Raw genomic sequence first — 25709 nt, 5'->3', positions numbered from 1 at the left:
TAAACAATCGGTATCAGCAAGTAATGCCTTAACCCTGTTATTTTGTGGGCAGCTGCCAGATATCTTTGACCGGGCAGCTGAATAGTTACGTTTGCTTTTCAGCAATATGGAATTATCCCTCATATTATGACTCTGGGTAAGGGACTGGGCGGCGGGGTACCTGTCTCAGCTCTGTTATCTCAGGACGCTATCAGCTGTTTTGATTATGGTGATCAGGGTGGAACTTATAATGGCAACCCTTTAATGTGTGCCGTCGCTTCTGCTGTTCTGGAACAGGTGCTGCAGCCTGAATTTATGTCGCAGGTCCAGCAGGCAGGACGTTATCTGAAACAACAGCTGGAAGTGTTATCCCGGCAATTTAATCTGGGCCGTGTTCGGGGCAAAGGTTTGCTACTGGCTCTGGATACCGGAGCTTTGCATGCACCTGATCTGGTAAGTCAGGCGTTAAAGCATGGCTTACTGCTGAATGCTCCGACAGATAACGCATTACGCTTTATGCCTGCTCTTAATATCGATCAGGCAAGCATTGATCAGATGATTCTTTTACTGACTGATATCCTGAAAACCACAACTACATCGGGTGTTAACAAGGAGATTAATGGATGAACTCTGTACTAAGAACCGCTGATCCATTGTTATATCTGGCAGAAAGCGAGTTTATTAACTGGCAGAATCCCGAAGTTTTACTGAAAGCTCAGGAGTTACACCAGATCGTCATTAACAGAACCAGTAAAGCGGATAAAACAGAGATCGCCCGCTGTTGTTTTGAATTTGTCCGGGATGAAATTTATCACAGCGTGGATTACCAGATGAACCCGGTGACCTGTAAAGCTTCAGATGTTCTGGCTCATGGCACAGGCTATTGTTACGCTAAAAGTCATTTGCTGGCGGCTTTATTAAGAGCAAATGGCATTCCGGCAGGCCTGTGTTATCAGAGACTCACCATTGGTGACGAAGATGGTGACGATGGTCCCTTTAGTCTGCACGGGTTGAATGCTGTCTGGCTGGAAGAGTATGGCTGGTACCGTATTGATCCCAGAGGAAACCGCTTGCCGAGCCAGGGAAAAGTAGAGGTCAGGGCTGAATTTACCCCGCCACATGAAGCGCTGGCTTATCCAATCAGGGTTGCTGGTGAAGCTGATCTGCCAGAAATATGGGCAGAGCCTTTACCTGTGGTTGTTCAGGCTCTGGGGGCTGATAAAAGCTGGGATCAGGTACTGGCTGAACTGCCTGATACAGAACTGCTGGTCTGGTAGATTCCGGGTAGTCATTACTGTTGAGGATCAAAATAACAGGGGGCGGGCTTTAATTATTAACGCTCCCAGGGAGTCCAGATATAGAAATATGATATCTGAGCTCTCTGGTGTCTGAGCACCAGGCATCTGATCATGTTGCGTAATTAAAATGTTTGCGATGGCGCGAAAGAAGGTCAGACTGGCACGGATGGATATATTTCTCAGATGGCAGACGATCTACTATCTTCAGAGCAGTCCGTATGGATTGCTGGCGTTTTAGAGGACTTTATTTTTCTGATCTGATAGATAAGGCTCTGATAAGACGGAATTATTCTGATAGTTAATCGATCTGATAAGAAAAATAAAGGATCAGCCCCATGTTACAAAAAACAGTTAAAAAATCTGTTCTTCTTGTGGCTTCTGCTCTGTTGTCAATGAATCTGCAGGCAGCACAGACTACGGATGCTATTGACCCTGAAGCGGCAAGTGGTTTTACGGCTAAATCCAGTGTTATCGCTAATAACTATATGGTTGCAGCGGCTAACCCTCATGCGGTTAAGGCAGGCTACGATGTGCTGAAAGCCGGAGGCTCAGCAATGGATGCCATGGTAGCAGTACAAGCTATGCTTGGTCTGGTCGAACCTCAGTCTTCAGGTCTGGGGGGCGGTGCTTTCCTGGTGTATTACGATGCCGCCAGTAAAAAACTGACAACATTTGATGGCCGTGAAACTGCTCCGATGTCCGCTACACCTGAACTGTTCCAGGATGAAAATGGTAAACCTCTGAAGTTCTATGATGCCGTGGTAGGCGGTCGCTCGGTCGGTACGCCGGGGACAGTTAAACTGATGGCTGAGATGCATGCCCGCTATGGTACACAAACGTGGGCTAGTCTGCTGGAGCCAGCCCGAGCTATGGCAGAAGACGGTTTTGAAGTATCTGCTCGTCTGGCAGGGGCTATCGAGAAGGATCAGAAACGCCTGAGCCGCTATCCGGACACTAAAGCCTACTTCTTTGATGCTGATGGCAACCCTCTTAAAGAAGGTTATCAGCTGAAAAACCCCGAGTACGCTGAAACGCTGTCGGTACTGGCCAGAGAAGGCGCTGCAGCTTTCTATGAAGGACGTATCGGTCGGGATATTGTCAATAAAGTAAGCAGTATCCAGGATAACCCTGGTTTATTAACCCGACAGGATTTGTCTAATTACCGGATTAAAGAGCGCCCGGCAACCTGTGCACCTTACCGACAGTATGATATTTGTGGCATGGGGCCTCCGAGTTCAGGCGCTCTGACTGTGGGCCAGATCCTGGGGATATCCAGTCATTTTGATCTGAAAGCAATGGGACCGGATAGCGCAGAGGCCTGGCAGGTGATTGGTGATGCATCTCGCCTGGCATTTGCTGACCGGGGTCGTTATATGGCTGACAGCGACTTCGTGCCGATGCCTGAAGGACTGCTGGATGCTGACTATCTGAAAAACAGAGCTAAGCTGATTACTCCGGGGAAAGCACTGGAAGAAGTCAGCGCCGGTGAACCTCGCTGGGAAAAAGCCGTTGCGATGGCTGATGATGAGTCGATCGAGCTGCCATCCACCACTCATCTGGTGATTGTTGATAAGGATGGCAATATTGTCTCCATGACCAGCACCATTGAGAACGGCTTCGGTTCTCGTGTTATGAGTAATGGTTTTCTGCTGAATAATGAGCTGACAGATTTCTCTTTCTCTGCTTATAAAGATGGTTATCCGATTGCGAACCGTCTGGAACCGGGTAAACGTCCTCGTTCATCTATGGCACCTACAATTGTTATGAAGAATGATCAGCCTTACATGGCAGTAGGTTCACCTGGCGGTTCCCGTATTATTGGTTATGTCGCATCCACACTGATTGCCCATCTGGATTGGGGCATGCCTGTTCAGAAAGCGATTAATCAGCCTCACCTGATCAATCGTTTTGGTACTTATGACCTGGAACAGGGAACAGATGCCGAGAAATTTAAAGCCCCATTAGAAAAGATGGGCTTTAAAGTGAATATCCGTGATCTGAATTCTGGTCTGCATGCGATTCATTTTAAGGATGGCAAGCTGGAAGGCGGTGCCGATCCTCGTCGCGAAGGTATCGCGATGGGTGACTGATGCCCTGAAATAATACGTAGTGCTAAAAGGCAGCTCTTTATGGGCTGCTTTTTTATTCTATCGACTCAGTCTATTGACAGATCTGTTTGTGATCCTGGTTGCGGTATATCCATACACCGGAGCGGCTTGATTATCAGCCCTGAAACAAAGCCTGACTGAACCGGCGGTTATCAGAAGTAAGTAATTATCTATTCCACCAGCGAGATTGATACTGCGCTGATTCTGAGATATTCATCCGTTGTCCGATTTCCGGGGTTACCATAGTGACAGAAGCCTGCTCACTCAATATTTGCAGTCGATTCAGTGGTTCGTGCCAATCATGAAATGCCAGATCGAAGGTACTGTTGTGTACAGGAAGTAAGTTTTTCCCCTGGACATCCTGATGCGCCTGCAAGGTCTCTTCCGGATGCATATGGACATTCGCCCACATTTTGTCGTAAGCCCCATTTTCCATAATGGTCAGATCAAACGGTCCGAATTTCTGCCCGATCTCCTGAAAGCCATCGAAATACCCTGAATCTCCACTATAAAAAAGTGAGGATTGTTCTGAGCGAATCACCCATGAAGCCCACAGCGTTGAATTTCCATCAGATAATCCTCGCCCTGAGAAATGCTGAGACGGCGTAGCGGTCACAGAAACCCCGTTAATCAGTGTCTGTTGCCACCAGTCCAGCTCAGTAATTTTCTGCTCATTAACTCCCCACTTCATCAGATGCTGGCCGACGCCCAGCGGGACAATAAAGTGCTTCACTTTATCTTTCAGGTGCTGAACAGTGAATTGGTCCAGATGATCATAATGGTCATGCGAAATAATCACGCCAGTTATCTCAGGTAATTGATCCGGGGTTAATGGAGCCTTATGAAAACGAGCCGGACCTATCCAGTTGAAAGGTGAAGCTCTATCGCCAAAAACAGGGTCAATTAACCAGAAGGTTTTGTTCAGATTCAGCAGCAGGCTGGAGTGTCCTAGTCGGTAAAGTGCATCCAGACCATTATTTTCCTGATGGAGTTGTTGTGTAGTCAGTGCGTGCACCGGGACAGGAGATACAGGGACAGGCTCCTGCCGTTTCTCTGTGATATAACGCCATAGAATCCGCATCATAGTACCTGAATCGTTAACTGGCATCGGTTTCAGATTATGGAACTTACCTTCCCGAAATTGTTGAGATATGGCGTAATCTTTTACAGGTGCACTGGTACAGCTGATAAATGTCATAACAAAAACTACTCCGACCAGGATTATTCCTATTTTTCTGAACATATTCGAGATACCTTAAAAGGTAAACTTTTCGGTGTAGTTTATCTTCTCAATAAAAAAAGTAAACTATAAAGTTTACATTTTTTGAAGTTTTTGCAGGTCCAATGCGTTTGTCATTGGGTAATCCTTTATAATAATCAGATCATTACAGGGGGACGTATGAGTGAAAAAATAACACTGAAAGAGCGTAAGCGTCGGGCCATACTGGACGCATCAATTGATCTGTTTGTTGAACATGGCTATCGACAAACCAGTATGGATGCTATTTCAGCCAGAGCTGAAGTGTCCAAAAGGACCCTGTATAACCACTTTTCCAGCAAAGAGTTACTGTTTCAGGCCATTGCCAGACAGATGTTTGAGCAGAGCGCTCTGATGACAGCCATTGAATATGTTTCAGATGCATCTCTGGCCCGGCAGCTGGATGAGTTTGCAGCCAGAGAACTGAATATGCTGGCAAAACAATCATTTTTGCGATTGGCTCGAGTGATGATTGCTGAATGTATTCAGTCTCCGGAACTGTCTGCCAGAGCAATGGCTGAGGCGAATGTACAGAAAAGTGGCCTGGAGAACTGGATTGTGTCTGCACAGCAGGAAAAACGGATAACAGATAACAGAGAGGCTCCTTATCTGGCCACTCAATTTATCGGATTGATTAAGGGTCATGCATTCTGGCCACAAATTCTGATGGGACAGGCCGTCCCTGATACGGGACTTAGTCAGATGATCCGTCAGGATGCAGTGAAAATGTTCCTTGCCTGCTATGCCTGTGAAAGTGAGTTATGACGGAGGTTCAGAGCAGGAAAAAGGCCCGTAGCAAACGGAAGATAAAGCAGTATAACTACGGGCAATGCTCACAAGTACAAAGGTTCTCATAAAGAACAAGGGAAAATATTCGGGCTACTGGAGTTATTTACTCTGTACAGCCCGACGAATAACCATTCGTCATATTATGGTAAAAATTGATTAGTCCTCGTTGGTTGCACCAATTTTGTGGATACTCAAATCCGCACCATTAAACTCGTCTTCCTCACCCAGTCTGATGCCTGATACTTTGTTTACCAGCCCATAGACGATAAAACCGCCCAGGGTCGCAATAACAATACCAACAACAGTGCCTGCTATCTGAGAAGCAAGAGTCACGCCACCCAGACCACCCAGTGCTTCAAGACCGAAAATACCAGCAGCAATGCCACCCCAGGCACCACACAGGCCATGCAGCGGCCATACACCCAATACATCATCCAGACGAGGCCATTTGTTCTGCGCCAGAGTGAACATATACACAAACAGGGCACCTGCAATACCACCGGTAATCAGCGCACCAATGGGGTGCATAATATCTGAACCTGCACAGACAGCGACCAGACCTGCCAGAGGACCATTGTGAATAAAGCCCGGATCGTTTTTGCCCAGTAACAGAGAAGTGATAATGCCGCCAACCATTGCCATCAAAGAGTTTACCGCAACCAGTCCACTGATCCCGTCAAGTGTCTGAGCTGACATGACATTAAATCCAAACCAGCCTACGGTCAGAATCCATGAACCTAATGCCAGAAATGGAATGTTTGATGGAGCAAAGGCAACAACACGACCGTTACGGTAACGCCCCATACGTGCTCCCAGAATCAGGATAGCGGCTAATGCAATCCAGCCGCCAACACCGTGTACAACCACAGAACCTGCAAAATCATGGAATGGCGCACCAAAAAACGCTTCCATGAAATCCTGGAAGCCATAATTTCCGTTCCAGCTCATCCCTTCAAACAGCGGGTAAACCAGACCTACGATCAGTGCTGATGCAACCAGCATAGGGTAGAAGCGAGCTCGCTCAGCAACACCGCCAGAGACAATAGCCGGAATTGCCGCTGCAAATGTCAGCAGGAAAAAGAACTTCACCAGAGCGTAACCACTGCCTTCTGCCAGGACACTGGCACTGCTGAAAAAGGTGATATCGTAGGCAATCCAGTAGCCGATAAAAAAGTAGGCCAGAGTGGAAAAGCCGAAATCAGTCATAATTTTTACCAGGGCATTGACCTGGTTTTTATGGCGGACGGTACCAACTTCAAGGAAAGCGAAACCGGCATGCATGGCCAGAACCAGGATAGCTCCGATAAGAATAAAAAGCGTATTTGCTCCTTGCATCAGCGTTTCTACAGCACTGTTTATAGTTTCCACAGGTATCTCCTGTTTTTTATTTGCACCTTTTAGGTGCGCTATTATTTTATTTTGCACAATTAGTGCGCTGAAAAGAAAACATCATTGCTTCTTTTAAGCGCGTTAACAGGCGTTGTTAGCTTTATATGGTTGATATTTATAGTTTTTTATTCGCATGAAAAAAGTGCATTGCTGCACCCTTAGTGATCAGGCGACATAATAAAAGCATTAATCATGCCAGCATTTCTATAACACAGAAGAAAGGGAAGACAGCGGCTAGCTGTCTGCAGAAAAGGGCTTGCTATGCCAAAGGGGAAAGGTCAGAAACTGTTTGCCCTTTTAAAAGGGACGACATTTCTCCCCTGGAGGTCCGGATTATTGACAGGGGATTGATTAATCACTCTGAGCTGCGGATGCTGAGGAGCAACCAGAATATCCAGCTCTTCTCTCATTCGATCAAATGAATCATGCATCAACGCAGTGATTCTCATACAACTCTGCAAAGGGTTTTTACATCTTTGCCGCTCCATATTAATACGAAAGTTCAACCCTTCCAGTTTAGCTCTGACCGAAGGGGTTGCATCGGCCAGTATCTCTGCCGACATCTGTTGACGAATTTCTTCCAGTTTTTCGGGGTTATTCCGGGCCAGTTCCATTAGCGCATCAAATGAGGGTAGCTGGCTTGCCATAACGTACCTCGACTGAATTAGCTTCTGTCTTAGATATTTAGACCAAAAATTGACACTTTGCATAAAAAAAATACAAAGCCGTTACTTCGCTAAGTGCCTGAAATCAAAAAAAATGCTAAATTTTTTTTTTGTAAAGCAAACGTTACAAATGGGGTTAAAACCCTCGAAGAGACCCTTAATCAGAAAAAAATACTAAAAAATATAGCTTTTTGTTATTCAAAAAACCTATTTAATTGACATTCCTAGTTCCATTCACGCTTAAATTTAACGCTCGCTTTAAATTTGTACCGATACAAACCTAGACAAAACTAAGCAGATAAGTGAATAATCTTATTCGAAGGTCTGATATCGGAACGAACACATAAAACGATACCCGATATACTGGCATTAATCGGCTGAGGCAAAATCCCTGTTTATTCGGCCGATCGACGAATCAACAATAAAAAACAGGAAAAAATAAATGAAGAGCATGGTGAAAAAATCTTTAATCGGTTTGGGTGTATCTGCTGCGCTGATGGGCACTTCTATCGCACAGGCAGAGATTAAAATCGCTCTGGCAGGCCCTGTATCAGGCCCTGTAGCTCAATACGGTGATATGCAGTTCATCGGTGCTGAAATGGCTATTGAGCAAATTAATAAAGCAGGTGGCGTTAACGGTGAAAAACTGGTTGGCGTTAAATACGATGACGCTTGTGATCCTAAGCAGGCGGTAGCAGTAGCAAACAAGATTGTTAACGATGGCATCAAGTTTGTTGTAGGTCACCTGTGCTCAAGTTCGACTCAGCCAGCGTCTGATATCTATGAAGACGAAGGCATTGTGATGGTTACAGCAGCCTCCACCAACCCTGATATCACTCTGCAGGGTTATCAGATGATCTTCCGTACGATTGGTCTGGACAGTCTGCAAGGCCCGGTAGCGGGTCGTTTCATCGCAGAAAAAGTTAAGCCAAAGAATATTGCGGTTATCCACGACAAGCAGCAGTACGGTGAAGGTATCGCTACAGCAGTGAAGAGCACTGTTGAAAAAGCGGGTTACAATGTTGTGATGTTTGAAGGTATCACGGCAGGTGACAAAGATTTCTCTGCTCTGGTTGCCAAACTGAAGAAAAACAACGTTGATTTCGTATACTACGGTGGTTACCACCCTGAGCTGGGTCTGATTCTGCGTCAGTCTAAAGAGCTGGGTCTGCAGTCTCAGTTCATGGGGCCTGAAGGTGTAGGTAACAAAGATATTTCATCTATTGCAGGTCCTGCGTCTGAAGGTCTGCTGGTAACTCTGCCACCAAGCTTCGAAAAAGACCCTAAAAACGCTTCTCTGGTTCAGGCATTTAAAGACAAAAATCAGGATCCAACGGGTCCTTTCGTAATGCCTGCGTACTCTGCTGTTCAGGTTATGGCTGACAGTATGAAAGCAACAGGCAGTACTGACTCAGAAGAAGTTGCTGAGTACATGCACAAAACGGCTTTCTCCACTCCTATTGGCAACGTTAAGTTCGACGAAAAGGGTGACCTGACTTCGTTCAATTTTGTAGTTTATAACTGGCACCAGGACGGCACTAAGTCCGAAGCTAAGTAAGCAAACTATACAAGAATAATTAATGAACTGAGCAGTTCACTTACAAAGTACACTGTGAACGTTCACTTACGGCCTGCCATAAGCAGGCCGTAAGTTTAACGTTGCTCGCAAGGTGTCATATAATGTCCGATTCTATTTATTACTTTATCCAGCAGATCGCTAATGGGCTGACCATTGGCAGTACCTATGCCTTGATTGCTATTGGCTACACTATGGTTTACGGCATCATCGGTATGATCAACTTCGCGCATGGCGAAGTATATATGATAGGTACCTATATCTCGTTTATTGTTCTGGCCGGTTTAACTATGCTGGGCTTTGACAATGTGTTCATCATGGTAGGCCTTGCCATGATGGTCAGTATCATGATCGCCAGCGCCTATGGCTTTACCATTGAGAAAGTGGCCTATAAGCCCCTTCGAAGCAGTAAGCGTTTGATTGCACTGATTTCTGCCATTGGTATGTCTATCTTCCTGCAGAATTACATCCGTCTGGCTCAGGGCTCACGCGATATTGCGATGCCAAGCCTGATCCAGGGGGGCTTCCTGTTAGGTGATCCTGACGGCAGCCATATTCTGATTTCCTATATGCAGGTGATTATTATCGTAACCACGATCATCTGTATGGCTGGTTTAACTCTGTTTATCTCCCGTTCCCGTATGGGACGTGCCTGCCGTGCATCTGCACAGGATATTGGCATGACTAACCTGCTGGGTATCAACTCTAATAATGTTATTGCGACGACCTTTATCATCGGTGCTTCTCTGGCCGCTGTAGCAGGTACTCTGCTGGGTATGTATTACGGTGTAGTTAACCCGTACGTAGGCTTTATTGCTGGTCTGAAAGCCTTCACTGCAGCAGTACTGGGTGGTATTGGCAGTATTCCTGGGGCTATGCTGGGTGGTTTACTGCTGGGTGTCTCTGAGAGTCTGACCGCAGGCTACTTTACCGCTGAATACAAAGATGTTGTCGCCTTCTCTCTGCTGATTCTGATCCTGCTGTTTATGCCGCAGGGTATTCTGGGCAAACCTGAAGTGGAGAAAATCTGATGCAATCTCGTTTCTCTTCAGCTGCTCTGGCAGCAGGTGTAACCCTGATACTGGGCTTTATGGTACTGGGTATCTCCTTCTCGGTAGAAGGGGTTGTGCCGACACTGGAAGTATCTGAGTCTCATAAAATTATCGGTCTGTTGATCGGTGCGGGTTTAGTGTTCCTGCTGCAATACTTCCGTGCGGAAGTGAGCAAAGTGACCACTAAAATGAAAGGTGATGGTCAGGCTCATGAGCTGCCAGCCTTTATGCGTACCGAAAAACAACAGCGTGTGCTGGCTTTCTGGGCTGTGGGTGCTCTGCTGCTGTTCCCGTTCCTGTCTTCCCGTGGGGCGGTGGATATCGCTACCCTGACGCTGATCTACGTAATGCTGGGCTTGGGTCTGAACGTGGTCGTGGGCCTGGCAGGCCTGCTGGATCTGGGTTATGTGGGTTTCTACGCCGTAGGTGCTTATAGCTACGCGTTGCTCAACCTGTACTTTGATATGTCCTTCTGGATGGCGCTGCCGATTGCAGGCGCACTGGCCGCCCTGTTTGGTTATCTGCTGGGCTTCCCGGTACTGAGGCTCCGGGGTGACTATCTGGCGATTGTGACGCTGGGCTTCGGTGAGATTATTCGTATCCTGCTGAACAACTGGACAGAACTGACCGGTGGACCTAATGGTATCGCCCGTATTCCTAAGCCAACTCTGTTTGGCCTGGAATTCAGCCGTCGGCCCTCTGAAGAAGGCGCAACAACGTTCCATGAGTTCTTTGGTATCAGTTATAGCAGTGAATATAAGGTTATTTTCCTGTACCTGATGGCACTGCTACTGGTTCTGCTGACCATCTACGTGATTCGCCGCCTGGTGCGCATGCCGATTGGTCGTGCATGGGAAGCGTTGCGTGAAGATGATATCGCCTGTCGCTCGCTGGGTCTGAACCCAACCAACATTAAGCTGGGTGCGTTCACCATTGGTGCATCCTTCGCTGGTTTTGCCGGTTCTTTCTTTGCAGCACGTCAGGGCTTTATTAGTCCGGAATCCTTCACCTTTATTGAATCAGCTATCATTCTGGCGATTGTAGTACTGGGTGGCATGGGTTCTCAGCTGGGTGTGGTACTGGCAGCATGTGCAATGACAATCCTGCCGGAAATGGCCCGTGAGTTTGATGAGTACCGTATGCTGCTGTTTGGTCTGATGATGGTACTGATGATGATCTGGCGCCCTCAGGGTCTGCTGCCGATGAAACGCCCTCACCTGGAGCTGAAACGTGACTAATCTGTTAACCGTAAAAGATCTTACGATGCGCTTTGGTGGTCTGCTGGCGGTAAATGGCGTCAACCTGGAAGTGGGTGAAAAGCAGATCGTATCGGTTATCGGCCCAAATGGTGCTGGTAAAACCACCGTTTTTAACTGTGTCAGTGGTTTCTACATTCCTACAGCTGGTTCTGTGATGTTCCAGGGTAAGGAGATGCGTGGTAAACCAGGCTTTAAAATCGCTCAGGAAGGTATGGTGCGTACCTTCCAGAACGTGCGTCTGTTTAAAGAGATGACGGTAATTGAGAACCTGCTGGTGGCTCAGCATATGCATGCTGAGCACAACCTGCTGAAGGGTTTCTTTATGACCTCTGACTTTAAAAAGAAAGAGCAGGAACTGATGGACCGTGCCGCCCACTGGCTGGAAAAAGTTGGCCTGCTGGATTTTGCTAATCGTGAAGCCGGTAACCTGGCGTACGGTCAGCAGCGTCGTCTGGAAATTGCTCGTTGCATGGTGACAGAGCCTAAGCTGCTGATGCTTGATGAGCCTGCAGCCGGTCTGAACCCGAACGAAACCAAAGATCTGGATGAGCTGATTGTGCATCTGAAAGATGAGCAGGGAATCTCTATCCTGCTGATTGAGCACGATATGGGACTGGTAATGGGTATTTCTGATCAGATCTACGTAGTGAACCAGGGTGAGCCTCTGGCTTCTGGTACCCCTGCAGAGATTCAGGCAAACCCTGAAGTGATCAAGGCTTATCTGGGAGAAGAGTAATGCTGGCACTGGAAAAAGTTCACACCCACTACGGACCGATTGAAGCACTGAAAGGTGTTTCCCTGAACGTTGAGAAAGGGGAAATCGTTACTCTGATTGGTGCAAACGGTGCGGGTAAATCAACACTGCTGATGACAGTGTGCGGCGACCCTCGTGCCAGTTCAGGAACCATCACCTGGAAAAACGAAGATATCACTCAGACGGAAACGGCTAAGATTATGCGTTCCGGTCTGGCTGTTGTGCCAGAAGGGCGCCGGGTTTTCTCTGCTATGACCGTAGAAGAAAATCTGGCTATGGGTGGTTTCTTTAATAACACCAACTATGATGAGCGCATGGAGCATGTACTTGAGCTATTTCCTCGTCTGAAGGAACGTTTTTCTCAGCGTGCAGGTACCATGTCTGGCGGTGAACAGCAGATGCTGGCCATTGGCCGTGCTCTGATGAGTAACCCGGAACTACTGATTCTGGATGAACCTTCTCTGGGACTGGCACCTATCATCATTAATCAGATTTTTGAGATCATTGAAATGCTGCGTGGCGAAGGGACAACCATCTTCCTGGTTGAGCAGAATGCAAACCAGGCACTGCGCCTGGCTGATCGCGGTTATGTACTGGAGCATGGTAAGATTGTTCTGGAAGATACCGGTCAGAACCTGCTGGTCAATGAAGATGTTCGCAAGGCTTATCTGGGTGGTTAATCCGGATATAACCGGTTGCAGAAGGTTTCTGTAACTTCAATCGCCAGAAATCTTCAGCAAACAAAAGCTCCTGAATGTTTTACATTCGGGAGCTTTTGCGTTTTTCACGGGTACCTTAACAACAAAAACCAGGCCTGACAGAATGTCAGATATCCCGACTATGGCAAACACCGATACATAATGGCTCACCATAATACAGATAAAATTCAGGATTCATTCTGATTACGCTCCGCAAGCAAACGTTTTTTGATTCTACTGTAACTGATAGCAGTCATACCGAGATAGGAAGCAACAACATAATCAGGAACACGTCGTATCAGCCAGGGAAAACTCTGACCAAAGCGAATGACCCTTTGCTCCGGACTGTTCAGCAGTAAAAACTCTTCCTTTTTTTCTTTGTTTATCAGATGAATAGCCAGAAGTGTCTGATGGTAATGCAGCCATTCTGGTGAGGTTCGAATGAGTTCAGAATAACGCTGCGTACTGATCTGTCGGTATTGGCAGGCTTCCAGAGAGATCATACTGTAGGGCAAAGGTTCTCCTGTCAGTAAGCTACGCGGTTGCAGAATAATATCACCTTCCCAGAAAAACTCTTTTGTAAATTCTTTTCCATTATCATCCATAAAAACGGCTCTGATCAGCCCTTTATCCAGCCAGTATATGCTGTGGCTGACCTCTCCTTGCCGGACCAGGGTTTGTTGAGCATCAAGCCTGGCTACAGGTGCTGTTGCCAGAGAGAACCCAGAGTCTTCGGGAGGTGGCAGATTCAGATCATCGTAAAACAAAAATATACCCTGCAAAGAGATGGATAAGTTCTTTTAGTGTAATGACTCATGGAAACATTGTCCCCTGATCAAACAGTAAAGATCCTGATGAGCTTTACACTTGCAGCGCCCGAAGACAATCATTTCTTAGCAATTCCTTTACAAGATAATTAGAAATTCTACTTTTGTATCAAATACATACGTCTGATAGCGACTGATCGGTCACATGAATTAGTATTGCGCAGACCTACCTTCTGGATGGTCTGATAACAATTAAGACATCGTCTGACGTTTCCCGATAAACATAAAAAGTAGATTTCGTATGACGCAACAAAATAATGGCTGCTATCGTTCTCAGCGGCGGCCGGGTAAGAGCTTCAGTTCCAGAACAGAGTATCTGGAGCATGAGCTGACCATTATGAATCCGAAAAGGTGGGGTATTAATCTGCCTTTCCGGGACTATCACTTTGAGATGGAAGATTTTGTACCGGCACTCGCTGCAACCATTGGCAAAATTGTCATGGTAGCGGCTGTTGTAGGCGCTTTTGCTGCTCCGATGGGATTATCCAGTGAGTTTGTGATCGAAAATGTGCGCTTTGAGATGCTGATCGCTGCTCTGCTGTTTGTCATCCTGTTCTCAGGTATTTTCAACCCGAATGCTAATCTTGCTGGTACACATGGCCCTATGATTCCTATGATTCCACTGATAGTGGCGTCAGGAGGGCACCCTATGGCATTAGGAATTATGGTGGGGATATTCGGACTATTCCTGAGTGTAACCCGGGGTGGTAGCAAGCTGATGGTGCTTACCGGAGAAGGAGTCAGAGGGGGATTGCTGATCTACCTTGGTGCAGTAGGGATGATCAGCCAGGTAAAAGCGCTGTTTACCTGGGCTGAAGGTATAGGCATGGGGTATGTTGCCTTCGCAGTTATTCTGTCTACCGTTCTCATTTATGCTTTACTGGCGCGCTGGCAGATGCGCTGGCTGTCTATTCCTCTTGGATCTGGCCTTGCTTTGCTAATTGCTCTGGTCATGGGAGCACCTTTTGAATTTGTGACGGAGCCGGGCATCCCTAATCTGAACCCTGCATACTGGTGGGGGGAAGAGACTGGCTGGATGATGGGAATGCCAGATCTGAGCCACTTTATTGCTGTCGCACCTTTTGCTGTACTCGCCGTTGCGATGTGGTCACCCGATTTTATGGGGCACAGAGTATTTCAGGAACTGAACTACCCGGAGAAGGCCTATAAGGTACTGATGAATGTTGACGATACAATGGCAGTAGCATCGGTACGCCAAATGGTTGGCAGTGGTCTGGGCGGTGGTAACCTGTCTTCGTCATGGGGCACTTATATGATCCCGGCAGCTATTGCAAAACGACCTATTCCTGCTGGTGCAGTCCTGACAGGGATCTTCTGTGTGGTTGCTGCACTATGGGGTTATCCTATGGATCTGGCAGTATGGCCACCGGTACTGCGTGTAGCACTTCTTGTTGGCGTATTCCTGCCCCTGCTGGAAGCAGGCATGCAGATGACCAGAGATTCTAAAACCTCTCAATCAGCCGGTATTGTGATGTTTGCCTCAGCTTTTGTGAACCCGGTGTTTGGCTGGTCATTTACTATGCTACTTGATAACCTGGGACTGATCGGTGATAAAGAAAGAAGTCAGGAGTTACGCCATACAGATCGCTGGATTATCCCTGCCATTACCTTTGTGGTGATGTGTGTAGTCATGGCTGCAGTGGGTATGCTGCCGGGCATTCCTGCTCTGGTTGAATCTTTCCGTTAAAACAATAACATCCCTGCTACATAGAATATGCAGCACAGCGGATGATACGTAAGCAAAGCCTGACAGGTTCAGGCTTTACTTACCTTACCCGTTCAATGATACAGAGTTCTGAGGAAGCATTCAGGCTCTGTTTTCTGTCTCTTTTATTCAATCTGTAGCGGGTCAGACAGTATTTCCCTGCCAAAAAGTATCACTATCCCGATTCAGAAAGGATATTCCTGCTGCGTTATCAAACCTACGGCACTACACTTAGTATTGAAGCCTGTTATCCGTCTATACGGAATCATATCAAGGCTCTGCATATAGCCTGTGCTGATATCTTGTTAAAGCTATGAAGTGGAATCATTGCATTCCGATCTTATCCGGATGATATTACAATTTATACAGATAAGTTATGCTCTGAAAGCAAGTCTGGACAGACCGCACCTACTGCTTTTTCTGGCCTGAGTCTTTTTAGCTTTATACAACCTTATACTGGTTTTCTTTAATTAACTTTCAGGGATTTAATAAATGTCTGATGCAGGTCCCCATTCTGAGATTTCATCAATCTCTGAGATGCAAAAACAGACAATCACTCATGGTAATATCTGGATACTGGCTTCCGGCACTCTGATTCTGGCTATTGTCCTGAGTTTTCTGTTACGGTACGAGAAAGAAGCCATCGGCCTGTCTGTTTTTCATTTCTTGCCGCCTGTTTTGCTGCTGACCGGTGCAGGTATGCTGATGCAGGGGTATAGAAATCAAAAACGTCAAACCTTATTCTGGATGCTGGCGTCAACAATGATAGCGATGTTCTGGCTGGCACTGGCCTGGAGCATTTTTGATCTTTGGGATAATCGTCAGGCTGCAGAAAAAGTCGTGCTGATCGGTTTTTTCAGTGTGCTAATCGGATGGTACAGCCGTTACTCCCTGTTGTTACTGGCAATCGGTATACTGATAAGCGGGTATGCCTGGTTTTTACTTAATGATGATAGGCTGGTACTGATTGATCAACTGATCTCTCTGGTTAAATTTCCGATTCTGATTTTATTAATGACTTGCACGCTACGCAGGCTGTATAACCAGCTGCTACAAAAGCAGATTGAAAACGACCTGCTTATATCAGAACTCAGAGAAATGAGCTATACCGATACCCTGACCGGGTTAATAAATCGTAAGGGTTTTAATGAAACCCTGAGAGATAATTTAAAAAATGCGGATCGATTCCATACGCCTTTGTCTCTGATCATTCTGGATATTGACCACTTCAAGCAATATAACGATAGCCTGGGACATCCGAAAGGGGATCTGTGTCTGAAAAAAGTGGCTGCAGTACTGGCCTCCCAGTCTCAGAGAGCCGTTGATACCGTCGCTCGTATTGGTGGAGAAGAGTTTGCTCTGATACTGCCCGGTAGCAATAGTAAGCAGGCAAGTCAGTTAGCAGAGATGATTCGTGAAGCCCTGATGGAGGAGGCCATTACTCATCCGGACTCTCCTGTCTCAGAGCACGTGACTGTCAGCATGGGGATTGCTAATTATTCTGAAGACGATGAATCATCTTTGTACAGAAAAGCAGATAGTGCACTGTATAAGGCAAAAAGTCGTGACAGGAATCGATCAGAAATATTCAGCTTGCTGGATACCTCTGTTACCGCCGATTAAAATTGCCGGGTGAAATTGCCAGGTGAAAGATTATTGTTTTTCTGGTAATAAAAAGTAATTGATATTCCTCTTTTTATCCTGATATACCAGAGTATTTACTCAAGCAGACAGACATCAGGAGCTTTCCTGTACTCTCAGGTGTTGGAATATGGATATGCTCAGCGACTTTCAGCTCAAATAAATTCAGAGAGAAATATGAAGCGAACAGGTTTTCTCCATCGCATTTACAATACAGATCCTTTCTTCAGGACTGTATTTCTCTGGTATTTAGTACTGGTTGTTGTACTGGGGGGAAGTCAATTGCTGGCAGAGTATTTCAGCCAGAAACAGCATATTGAAGATGAATCTCAGGTCTTGTTCAGGGTGTTTGAACAACCGCTGCATCGTGCGCTTATTGCTGATGATAAAGATAAACTTCAGGAAATAGCCGACCAGATACTGATTTCTCCGGATATAATCGGAATACAGCTTAAAAGGGGTGATGCGTTTTTTTTCAGCCATTTCAAGCCCGGCAATAACTTTCACCTCCATACAGATGATACTAATACCAGAATATCTTTAACTCACCAGTCTGTTACTATTCAACAATCTGCCCCCCTTCATCAGCATAGCCTGCTGGCTGGAGATCCAGTGATATTCCAGTTTAATCTGCAACAAAGTGATTTTTATGTATTGCTGATCACGGACCGGCTGCATATTCTGGAACATATGGGGTTCTGGCAGAATGCTGTGCTGACGATTCTGTTCAAGAGTCTGTTAATTGCATTAGTACTATATCTTTTTTTACGCAACTATATTTCTGCACCTCTGAAACATCTGGCAATACAGGTACGTGATCTGACCTTTACTCCGGCCAGACACACTCCATCACAACTGAATGAACCTGATTTATTACTACAGCTCCAATCTGATGATCAGCTCCGTTTATGCCCGGAGTTCCATCACCTGAACCAGGCGTTAAATGAAATGATGGCCCGGAACTACCGTCAGGCCTGCGACTTCTATCGGTCAAAAGAAGCCGATCAGCAGGAGGCTATTGCTGAAGCATCCAGCAAAGCCAGAAACCAGTTCCTGGCTGCAATGAGCCATGAAATACGCACCCCCATGAATGCAATTATTGGTTTTACAGAGCTTACTCTGAAAACAGACCTGACCGGAAAGCAGAAAGACTATCTGGGGAAAATTGACCACTCAGCCAATGCTCTGCTACGGATTATTAACGACATTCTTGACTACTCGAAAATTGAGTCTGGAAAGATGCCGATAGAAAAAACATCATTTCTGCTATCTGATCTGCTGGAAAATGTGACAGCTGTAATTGCTGCAGCATGTGACGATAAGAATCTTGAACTGATTTTTAATCTTCCGCCTGATGTACCTGAGCATCTGATTGGTGACCCTCTTCGACTGGAACAGATATTACTGAACCTCATTGCGAATGCTATAAAATTTACCGACCATGGTTACATTATGGTCAGTGTCAAAGTGGCACGGTGTCAGGAAAATGGTATTCGTCTTTTTTGCGCGGTAGAAGATACGGGTATTGGTATGACAGGCGAGCAGATCAATCGGTTATTTCAGTCTTTCTCCCAGGCCGATGACTCGATTACCCGGCGCTACGGAGGGACAGGATTGGGGCTGGCTATCTGTAAGGAACTAGTGACACTCATGGGGGGAGATATCTCTGTAATCAGTGAACCCGGCAAAGGGAGTTCATTTAATTTTAATGTCCGGCTGGAAGAAGATCTTTCAGATGGGCGTCAGCAGTGCCTGTTAAACGGGCTTCTGCATGGCATGAGAATTTTACTGGTTGATGATCACGACTTGTCCAGAACGGCTATATGCCAGTTACTCAGAGACCTGCCCGCGGAATTTGACTGGGTGAATAGTGGTGAAACAGCTTTGAAGTATCTGTCCTCAATGACACAGGATGATTCATGGCAGCTGATTATTGTAAATCAGAATATGAAAGATCTGGACGGGATAGCAACAATCGACTGTATACGCCAACTGCCTGACACTGAAGATATCCATTGTTTATTGTTATGCTCTGAATCCAGCCAGTATGCATTGAAAGAGCAGGCCTTAATGGCAGGCGTTGATGGTTTTCTGAATAAGCCTCTGACACGGAAGCGCCTGGTATCTGTTATCAATCGTCAGCTTGCGGATCTTTCCACCCCGGATATAACACCGCCGGTGTTAAATACCCGGTTGAACCCCGCTTTAACCGGAACGGAAATTCTGCTGGTTGAAGATAACCCTGTTAATCAGGAGATGCTGGCAGAAATACTTGAACAAGCTGGTTGCTCCGTTGCATTTGCAGAAAATGGACAAGAAGCCGTTGATCTGGTTGCGGACCCGGATACTCCCGGTTTTGATATGATTCTGATGGATTTACAGATGCCTGTAATGGACGGTTACAAAGCTACTCGAATGATACGAGAGTCCGGAATAGATGCTGAGACTCTGCCTGTTGTTGCCATGACAGCTCATGTACTGGAAGAAGAGAAGCTGGAATGCCTGAAAGCCGGTATGAATGACCATCTGGGGAAACCTGTTAATCCCGGAGAGCTATTTCGTTGCCTGAATAAATGGCTGGCGATCGCAACAGGTCAGACTGATTTGCTGAATCAGGATGGCGCTGTTGTTAATGTCAGTCATGAGTCTGAAAGCGCACGAGTTCACCAGTCTACCGGGTACTCTAAGGATACACCTGCTGACGATGAGCCAGGGCTATTCACTGCGATACATCATTTTCCGGATGTACATGGGCTGAATATCAGAAAGGGGCTGTCCCGAGTGGGTGGACAGCAGGAAATTTATCGAAAAGTACTGAACACATACCGAAAAGCTCATAGTGAATTTATCGAGCACGCAGAAGATATGTTCAGTAACAATAATATTAAGGAGCTTTCAGCTTATTACCATAGATTAAAAGGAGGCTCTGCCAATATAGGAGCGGAACATCTGTGCAGCCTGATAGAGAAGCTTGAAACCAGCCTGAAATTAAACAACAGAGAAGACTATACCTTCGCACAGCCTGAATTTCAGGATGAGTTTTATCATTTAATGCAGGGACTGGATCACCTGGTTTTTGAAAACGAAACGCCGGATGAAACAAAAGAACTGGATTCATCCAGAAGAAAAAAAGCTCTGCAGTTAGCCACAGCCGTACAGGATTGTCTGGAAACAGATATCGTTCGCTGTCGCAATACCGTTTCTGAATTGCGAGAGTGCATAGGTTATCACCCAACCCTGGCTCGACTCAGTGCAGCTTTGAATCAGTATGATTTTCTTGAGGCCGACAAACTTCTCAGGCAGTTGATATTACTTATAAAAGAGTGAGTTACTTCCTTAAAGCGAGTTTCTGGATTGCAAACACACCCCCCTGTTTCCGTGCATTTGTCAGGCACTGGTGTTAGTTTTTATCTCATAGCTGATGTTAGTTATATGAAAATAAAATTATCATTGTCTCTTGTCTTTGGCTGAGGTATCGTCGATACCACGATGAGCTCTGATTAAGCTTGCCCGATTGTAATCTTACACACTCTTTACGGACTCAGAGAGACGCAGTAGATACAATTTTAGCTTTCAGTTGTGTCATTGTAACAGGGATTAGTCGTGATCCGGCTAAATCTGATTTCACTATGCAATAATTCGCTCATATTCAGATGGTTGCCTTAATCAGATAGTTTTGACGCAATTTGCTAAAGCTTAGTACAGAGCAAAAAATAATTCTGGTAGTGCTCTATAATCTCTGATCACCAACAGATGAACTGCTGATCAGTAAATAATAAAGGAACAACACTATGGCGACTGTTTCTGTAAGTCATGATGCAATTATTACGCATTTTGACTCGCCAACATATAAATTAGAACAAAAAATAGGTGAAGGCGGGTTTGGTTCAGTATACCGTGCAAAGCATGTTAATACAGGCCAGATTGTTGCGATTAAATTTTTGTCCCTGAAAACTGATTTTGCAGAAGATAAAAAAAAGCGATATATAGAGCGTTTTGAAAGAGAAACACAGTTGTGTAGTCGTTTGCAACACCCTAACATTGTCCGCTTGCTGGATAAAGGCTGCTGTAATAATAATTTGCTATATGCTGTCTTTGAATATATTGATGGAAAAACCCTTAAGGAAACAATCTCTGACCTGGGATATCTGAGCGCTGTTGAAACAGCAGATATCATGTCTCAGGTACTGGACGCACTGGCTCATGCCCATGAAATGGGTGTGATTCACAGAGATGTCAAACCTGCAAATATTATGCTATCCCGCACTGGCGTTAAGACTCATGTTAAAGTGCTCGACTTCGGTATTGGCACTCTGGTGGATGAAGCACGACAACTCGATTACAAAAGTATTACGTTATCTCAGGAAACGCTTGGAACTCCATCATACAGTGCACCGGAACAGCTAAGAGGCGAACCACCCACTGTAAAAACAGATATTTATGTGTGGGGCCTGGTTTTCATTGAATGCCTGACTGGTAAGCCTGCGGTCTCGGGCGGTAACCTGGCTTCTGTATTCCATAAACAACTCAGTCAGTCTAATGTCCCTATTCCCGCTGCAATTGCAGCACATCCTGTTTCTTCAATTCTACGCCGCGCGCTCCATAAAAAAACTCATGAAAGGACCGTTACAGCATCTGAGTTATTTGCTGAACTAAAACAAATGAACTTCTCCAATCTTGTTGGAGATCTGGCTAATGATTTTGGCTCAGAGCAAAGTGATTCTATAGATGATTTTGATAGTGACTTTACTCAGATTAATGAAAATATCCATACCTCCACGGGGCTGACAGAGCGCAAGCAGCTTACAGCAATGGCTGTCTGTTTGAAGGTCCGTAAGGTGTCTCAGGATGATCAGGATGCAGATATTATCGATACTCTGCACCATGATCAGAAAAACCTGTGTGTTGATACAGCTATTCGCTATGGGGCCTATCATGTCGGAACCTTAGGCGATACCATGCTGTTTTATTTTGGCTACCCAACGGTTAGCGATAATGACACCCGTTTATGCGCTCGTGCAGCTCTGGATATGATGAGCGATATGAGTAAAAGAAACTCTTTGCTCAGACATAGCCAGAAAGTTCACTCTGAGATCAGAGTTGGTATACATACGGGACTGGTTACAACTTATGCCGACACAACACCTGAGGGTGATACTCCAAATACAGCATTAGAGTTATCGCGGCTAGCTATGGCTGATCAGGTGCTATGTTCGGATAGCACGCGAAAAACGCTGGATGCTTATATTGAGTTTGAACCCAGAGAGACTCAAACTATCGGTGTAAACGCACAGAATATACCTACATGGTCTCTGATTGGAGAACGCCAGGTTGAAGCTTTTGGCTTTTTGCGCAGTACCCGAAGAAATCTGGCGTTTATCGGCAGAGAGTCAGAGTTAAGGCAATTAACAGGTATTTTATGCCGCAGACATAGCTCTGAAGCCAATTTGAGCCATGTATATGGTGAAGCTGGAATAGGTAAATCCAGGCTGGTATTTGAATTGCGTGAAAGAGCGAAAAGCTATCAGCATCTTGTTACTCAATGTTTACCTGAGCATAAGAATAATGCACTGTATCCAGTGCTTAACTTACTCCGCTACAAATACACATTAGATACATTACCACCAGATCAGGCTGCAGAAGTTCTGATTAAAGCTGTTAGTAATATTTCAGAAATAAATTCGGCTTCAGCATTACCGATCTTATTTACCTGGCTGAATCTGCCCCTGGTTGATGAAATGGAGCCTTCAGCTTTAGCCCCGGATGCACAGAGAGAACTATTATTTACTCTTCTGGCCGCCATGCTTCTGGACAAAAGTAATAGCCTGAAAGATCACCATTTATTGATTTTTGAGGACATACACTGGGCAGACCCAACGAGCCTGGAGTTTTTAACATCATTAGGTATAAAACTTAAAGATTGTGATGACTCCCTTGTCTGCACCTCCCGAAAACCTTTACCAGAAAATATGGCTCTTATTGGTTTTGACTCTGTCAAAGTTGATAAATTACAGAAAGAGTCAACAAGAGCATTCATTTGTAATTTATTTAATGATGAACCTGTCAGTGAACAGGTTCAGGATATCCTCGAGCAGAGAACAGATGGTATTCCTCTGTTTATTGAAGAACTTGTTGATATGCTTAATCAGAAGGGGCTGGTAGATAAACTGAATGGTGTTTATAACTTTATCAGCCCGGATAAACTCGATGAGGTACCGGAAACGTTAAGAGACTCTCTGCATCAGAAGCTGGATTCCTTAATATATTCAAAGGAAACCGCACAATTAGCAGCTGCAATTGGCAGAGAGTTTGACTATTTGTTGCTTGTAGCATCTTCTGATCGAACAGAAAGTCAGATTCAGAATGACCTGAACGAGCTTGTCTCTATGGACCTTGTTCTTCAACAAAGACGAGTGGATGGTGATAGCTATATTTTCAAGCATGCATTAGTCAGAGATGCTGCATATGATTCAATTACAGGGACTGGCAAAACCAACTATCATCATCGAATCGCACTGGCTTATGAGAATGAATTTCCAGATGTATCCGAGACTCAGCCCTGGTTAGTCGCAAACCACTATTATTTATCAGGTAAAGAAAAAGCTGCAAAAGCCGTTACCTGGGGAACAAAGCATATTAAAGGGCTAGCAAAACTTTCTTTAAATATGGAAGCTGTAGAGTCATATGCGCAAATACAAGATTGGATCTCGACTCATAATTACCAGGGACGCTCTGCTGACAGGCTTATCCTTATTCTTAATAGCACAATAATTCCTTCATATACCAAAAAATATGGGTGGGGATATGAAAAGCTAAAAGAGCTGGCCAATGAAAATCTTTCTATACTGGAACGTATTGCTGATGAAGGATCATCTGAAATTTCACAGGATGAATTAGTTGAACTGCGATATAAATCTGAATGGGTTTTGTTTGCATTTTGTCATTACCAGGGAAATAGAAGAGAAGCCCGGCAACGAGGGGAAGCGATTTTTAATTCTGATATAAGTCAGAATAATCGTGTAAATAGAATTATGCTGGCAACTATGCTTGGACAAGCATATTTCTTTGATGGCGATTTTGATAAAGCATCTGTTCTTCTGAAAGAGGTAATGGAGCTATATGACCCAGAAAAAGATACTGACTTAAATGTTGATTTTGGTTTTGATCCCTATTTAATGGCTGCAGGGAACCAGATGTCAATAGATGTAATGACTGGCGATCTGATCTCAGGAAAAAAATATAGAGATCTTTGCTTAGAGTACGCTCTAAAAACAGATAATAAAGCCAGTATTATTACAGGCTACACATGGGGTACATGCTATTACTTTCTCTTGAATGATCGGAAAGGCATGAAAGAATGGTGCGCTTATGCCAGACAGACAAACCCCGAGGTTTTCGAAGGCGAGTGGATTCAGCGCTACTTTGACTCAAACGAAGGCTGGTACTCTGCTGAAGTTGATAACGGATTAAGAGTTATTGAAGAGGATATAAGCTCAGGCCAGACAGGTATTCTTGCCTGGTATGAACCTCCGGTTGCGGATAGTTTGCTACGACTTGGAAGATACTCTGAGTCCAGAAAGATTATGCATGACTCTTATACAAGATCTGTTGATTCAGGGGATATCTGTGTTGTCGCAATTACTCTGAGAGAGTTAGGGCGTGCGGAGTATGCTGATTCTGGTAATTTATCGGACGCTCTGGAGTATTTTAACCTTTCTCTTGAATATGCAGAAAGGACAGGTAGTCAATATCTGGAGGTTGTAACGATCTGTAATATTCTGGATGAAATATCCGGTTTAGACTGCAACTACGTAATCGGGCTTAGAACTCGTCTACGCGAGCTTTCAGATGTAATAAAATTATCTGATGGTAATATCTGGTTGGAAAAAAGCAAACAAATCATGGAGTCGTGAATATGGGACAAAGTAAATTTTCTGATTTGCTGAAAATTGAAAATACCGATAATGTTAAAGTAGTAGAAGCTTATAGCTACAGTAATATTGTTAACATTGAAAATATTACCAGAACATGGTTTCAGCTGATGGTGAATCTTAATGAATCACCGAAAGTTAGATCATTTTTTGCAAATGAATCTTATGATGCAGAGTCTGGCAGCTGGTCTGTTACTCCAACAGATTACACTCGTAACTTTCTGACTTCAGGGGTGGTTATCTATGAAGTAACAGAAGTCGAATCAGGTCGTGTTCGTAGCATTGTACTGACTGATGATTCTCTGGATCATGAGATTGACGAAGTTCATACTTTATCCTCTGACAGCAACCATGAAGTTGTTGCTCTGGTTCGCTGGGTAGGTTGCGGAATGAGAATTCCAAAAACGGCAAAACTGGCCCTGAACCCGAATATTGTCTGGCCAATTTTAACATTCAGTACAGATATTGATGGTCGCAAAGCAACGGTTAAGATCGAAAACAGTGCTAACCAGATAACCTGGGAAGAAGAACTGGATGGCGCCCGTAGCTCCGGGCGAGTTCAGGTTAAAGATAAAAACTTCCAGGGACAGGCCAGCGGTGATTTCCATATTCCTGGTAAAGTCGACGAAGAAAGCGTGCATCTGGAGATGCCATATACATGCGCTTCATTTGATATTCTGACTCGAGTCCACCTTGGTGATGATGAAGATAATCAAATGGTTATCTTTACGTCATAATTTATCTATTTACAATATGCGA

At 45.1% G+C, this 25709-nt stretch carries 18 protein-coding genes; 14 read left to right on the top strand and 4 right to left on the bottom strand.

What is annotated here, in order from left to right; genetic code table 11:
• The first annotated feature begins 81 nt into the window (after window positions 1-81).
• From H4O21_RS07200 to ggt, 3 genes are all read left to right on the top strand, one after another.
• Complete coding sequence (locus tag H4O21_RS07200; RefSeq protein WP_368737529.1) at window positions 82-606, top strand: aminotransferase class III-fold pyridoxal phosphate-dependent enzyme; 525 nt, start codon at window positions 82-84, stop codon at window positions 604-606.
• On the top strand, window positions 603-1256 hold the full coding sequence (locus tag H4O21_RS07195) for a transglutaminase-like domain-containing protein (protein ID WP_182808158.1): 654 nt from the start codon (window positions 603-605) through the stop codon (window positions 1254-1256). Before H4O21_RS07200 ends, H4O21_RS07195 begins: the two co-directional genes overlap by 4 nt.
• A 356-nt stretch (window positions 1257-1612) precedes the next feature.
• Window positions 1613-3367 (top strand): gamma-glutamyltransferase, encoded by a 1755-nt coding sequence (gene ggt, locus H4O21_RS07190; protein ID WP_182808157.1) that lies wholly within the window; start codon window positions 1613-1615, stop codon window positions 3365-3367.
• Window positions 3368-3551: 184 nt separating this feature from the next.
• Here ggt and H4O21_RS07185 read toward each other — a convergent pair whose 3' ends face one another.
• On the bottom strand, window positions 3552-4583 hold the full coding sequence (locus H4O21_RS07185) for an MBL fold metallo-hydrolase (protein ID WP_220495548.1): 1032 nt from the start codon (window positions 4581-4583) through the stop codon (window positions 3552-3554).
• A gap of 201 nt (window positions 4584-4784) precedes the next feature.
• Here H4O21_RS07185 and H4O21_RS07180 point away from each other — a divergent pair, with 201 nt between their 5' ends.
• Window positions 4785-5408 carry a TetR/AcrR family transcriptional regulator gene (locus H4O21_RS07180; RefSeq protein WP_182808155.1) on the top strand — a complete coding sequence of 208 codons (624 nt, stop codon included), beginning with the start codon at window positions 4785-4787 and terminating at the stop codon, window positions 5406-5408.
• Between the two features lie 180 nt (window positions 5409-5588).
• Here H4O21_RS07180 and H4O21_RS07175 read toward each other — a convergent pair whose 3' ends face one another.
• Entirely contained in the window at window positions 5589-6800 is a 1212-nt protein-coding gene (locus tag H4O21_RS07175) for an ammonium transporter (protein ID WP_182808154.1), read from the bottom strand.
• 299 nt (window positions 6801-7099) lie between these two features.
• Window positions 7100-7468 (bottom strand): DUF3135 domain-containing protein, encoded by a 369-nt coding sequence (locus H4O21_RS07170; RefSeq protein WP_182808153.1) that lies wholly within the window; start codon window positions 7466-7468, stop codon window positions 7100-7102.
• Window positions 7469-7928: 460 nt separating this feature from the next.
• On the opposite strand from H4O21_RS07170, the gene H4O21_RS07165 reads away from it, so the two are divergent.
• The 5 genes from H4O21_RS07165 (at window position 7929) to H4O21_RS07145 (ending at window position 12807) form a co-directional block, all read left to right on the top strand.
• Entirely contained in the window at window positions 7929-9044 is a 1116-nt protein-coding gene (locus H4O21_RS07165) for a branched-chain amino acid ABC transporter substrate-binding protein (RefSeq protein WP_182808152.1), read from the top strand.
• A 122-nt stretch (window positions 9045-9166) separates the two neighbouring features.
• Window positions 9167-10093 (top strand): high-affinity branched-chain amino acid ABC transporter permease LivH, encoded by a 927-nt coding sequence (gene livH, locus H4O21_RS07160; protein WP_182808151.1) that lies wholly within the window; start codon window positions 9167-9169, stop codon window positions 10091-10093.
• On the top strand, window positions 10093-11352 hold the full coding sequence (locus H4O21_RS07155; protein ID WP_182808150.1) for a high-affinity branched-chain amino acid ABC transporter permease LivM: 1260 nt from the start codon (window positions 10093-10095) through the stop codon (window positions 11350-11352). The genes livH and H4O21_RS07155 overlap by 1 nt, the downstream gene beginning before the upstream one ends.
• Window positions 11353-11377: 25 nt before the next feature.
• The gene (livG, locus tag H4O21_RS07150; RefSeq protein WP_255487188.1) at window positions 11378-12109 is read left to right on the top strand and encodes a high-affinity branched-chain amino acid ABC transporter ATP-binding protein LivG; all 732 of its coding nucleotides are present in this window, start codon (window positions 11378-11380) and stop codon (window positions 12107-12109) included.
• The gene (locus H4O21_RS07145) at window positions 12109-12807 is read left to right on the top strand and encodes an ABC transporter ATP-binding protein (RefSeq protein WP_182808149.1); all 699 of its coding nucleotides are present in this window, start codon (window positions 12109-12111) and stop codon (window positions 12805-12807) included. Before livG ends, H4O21_RS07145 begins: the two co-directional genes overlap by 1 nt.
• 206 nt (window positions 12808-13013) lie before the next feature.
• On the opposite strand, the gene H4O21_RS07140 is transcribed toward H4O21_RS07145, so the two are convergent.
• Window positions 13014-13592, bottom strand: coding sequence for a Crp/Fnr family transcriptional regulator (locus tag H4O21_RS07140; protein WP_182808148.1), 579 nt, complete (start codon window positions 13590-13592; stop codon window positions 13014-13016).
• A 301-nt stretch (window positions 13593-13893) separates the two neighbouring features.
• Here H4O21_RS07140 and H4O21_RS07135 point away from each other — a divergent pair, with 301 nt between their 5' ends.
• The 5 genes from H4O21_RS07135 to H4O21_RS07115 all read left to right on the top strand — a co-directional run bounded on the left by H4O21_RS07135 (window position 13894) and on the right by H4O21_RS07115 (window position 25687).
• The gene (locus H4O21_RS07135; RefSeq protein ID WP_182808147.1) at window positions 13894-15360 is read left to right on the top strand and encodes a DUF3360 family protein; all 1467 of its coding nucleotides are present in this window, start codon (window positions 13894-13896) and stop codon (window positions 15358-15360) included.
• Window positions 15361-15870: 510 nt separating this feature from the next.
• On the top strand, window positions 15871-17001 hold the full coding sequence (locus H4O21_RS07130; protein ID WP_182808146.1) for a GGDEF domain-containing protein: 1131 nt from the start codon (window positions 15871-15873) through the stop codon (window positions 16999-17001).
• Between the two features lie 195 nt (window positions 17002-17196).
• Entirely contained in the window at window positions 17197-20346 is a 3150-nt protein-coding gene (locus H4O21_RS07125) for a hybrid sensor histidine kinase/response regulator (RefSeq protein WP_182808145.1), read from the top strand.
• A 464-nt stretch (window positions 20347-20810) separates the two neighbouring features.
• The gene (locus H4O21_RS07120) at window positions 20811-24932 is read left to right on the top strand and encodes a TOMM system kinase/cyclase fusion protein (RefSeq protein ID WP_182808144.1); all 4122 of its coding nucleotides are present in this window, start codon (window positions 20811-20813) and stop codon (window positions 24930-24932) included.
• Window positions 24933-24934: 2 nt separating this feature from the next.
• Entirely contained in the window at window positions 24935-25687 is a 753-nt protein-coding gene (locus tag H4O21_RS07115) for a hypothetical protein (RefSeq protein WP_182808143.1), read from the top strand.
• The last annotated feature ends 22 nt before the right edge of the window (window positions 25688-25709 follow it).

It is taken from the genome of Oceanospirillum sediminis (assembly GCF_014164585.1).
Lineage (GTDB): Bacteria > Pseudomonadota > Gammaproteobacteria > Pseudomonadales > Halomonadaceae > Oceanospirillum > Oceanospirillum sediminis.
Note: the sequence above shows the minus strand (reverse complement) of the source record. Positions and strands in the feature narration are given on the sequence as shown.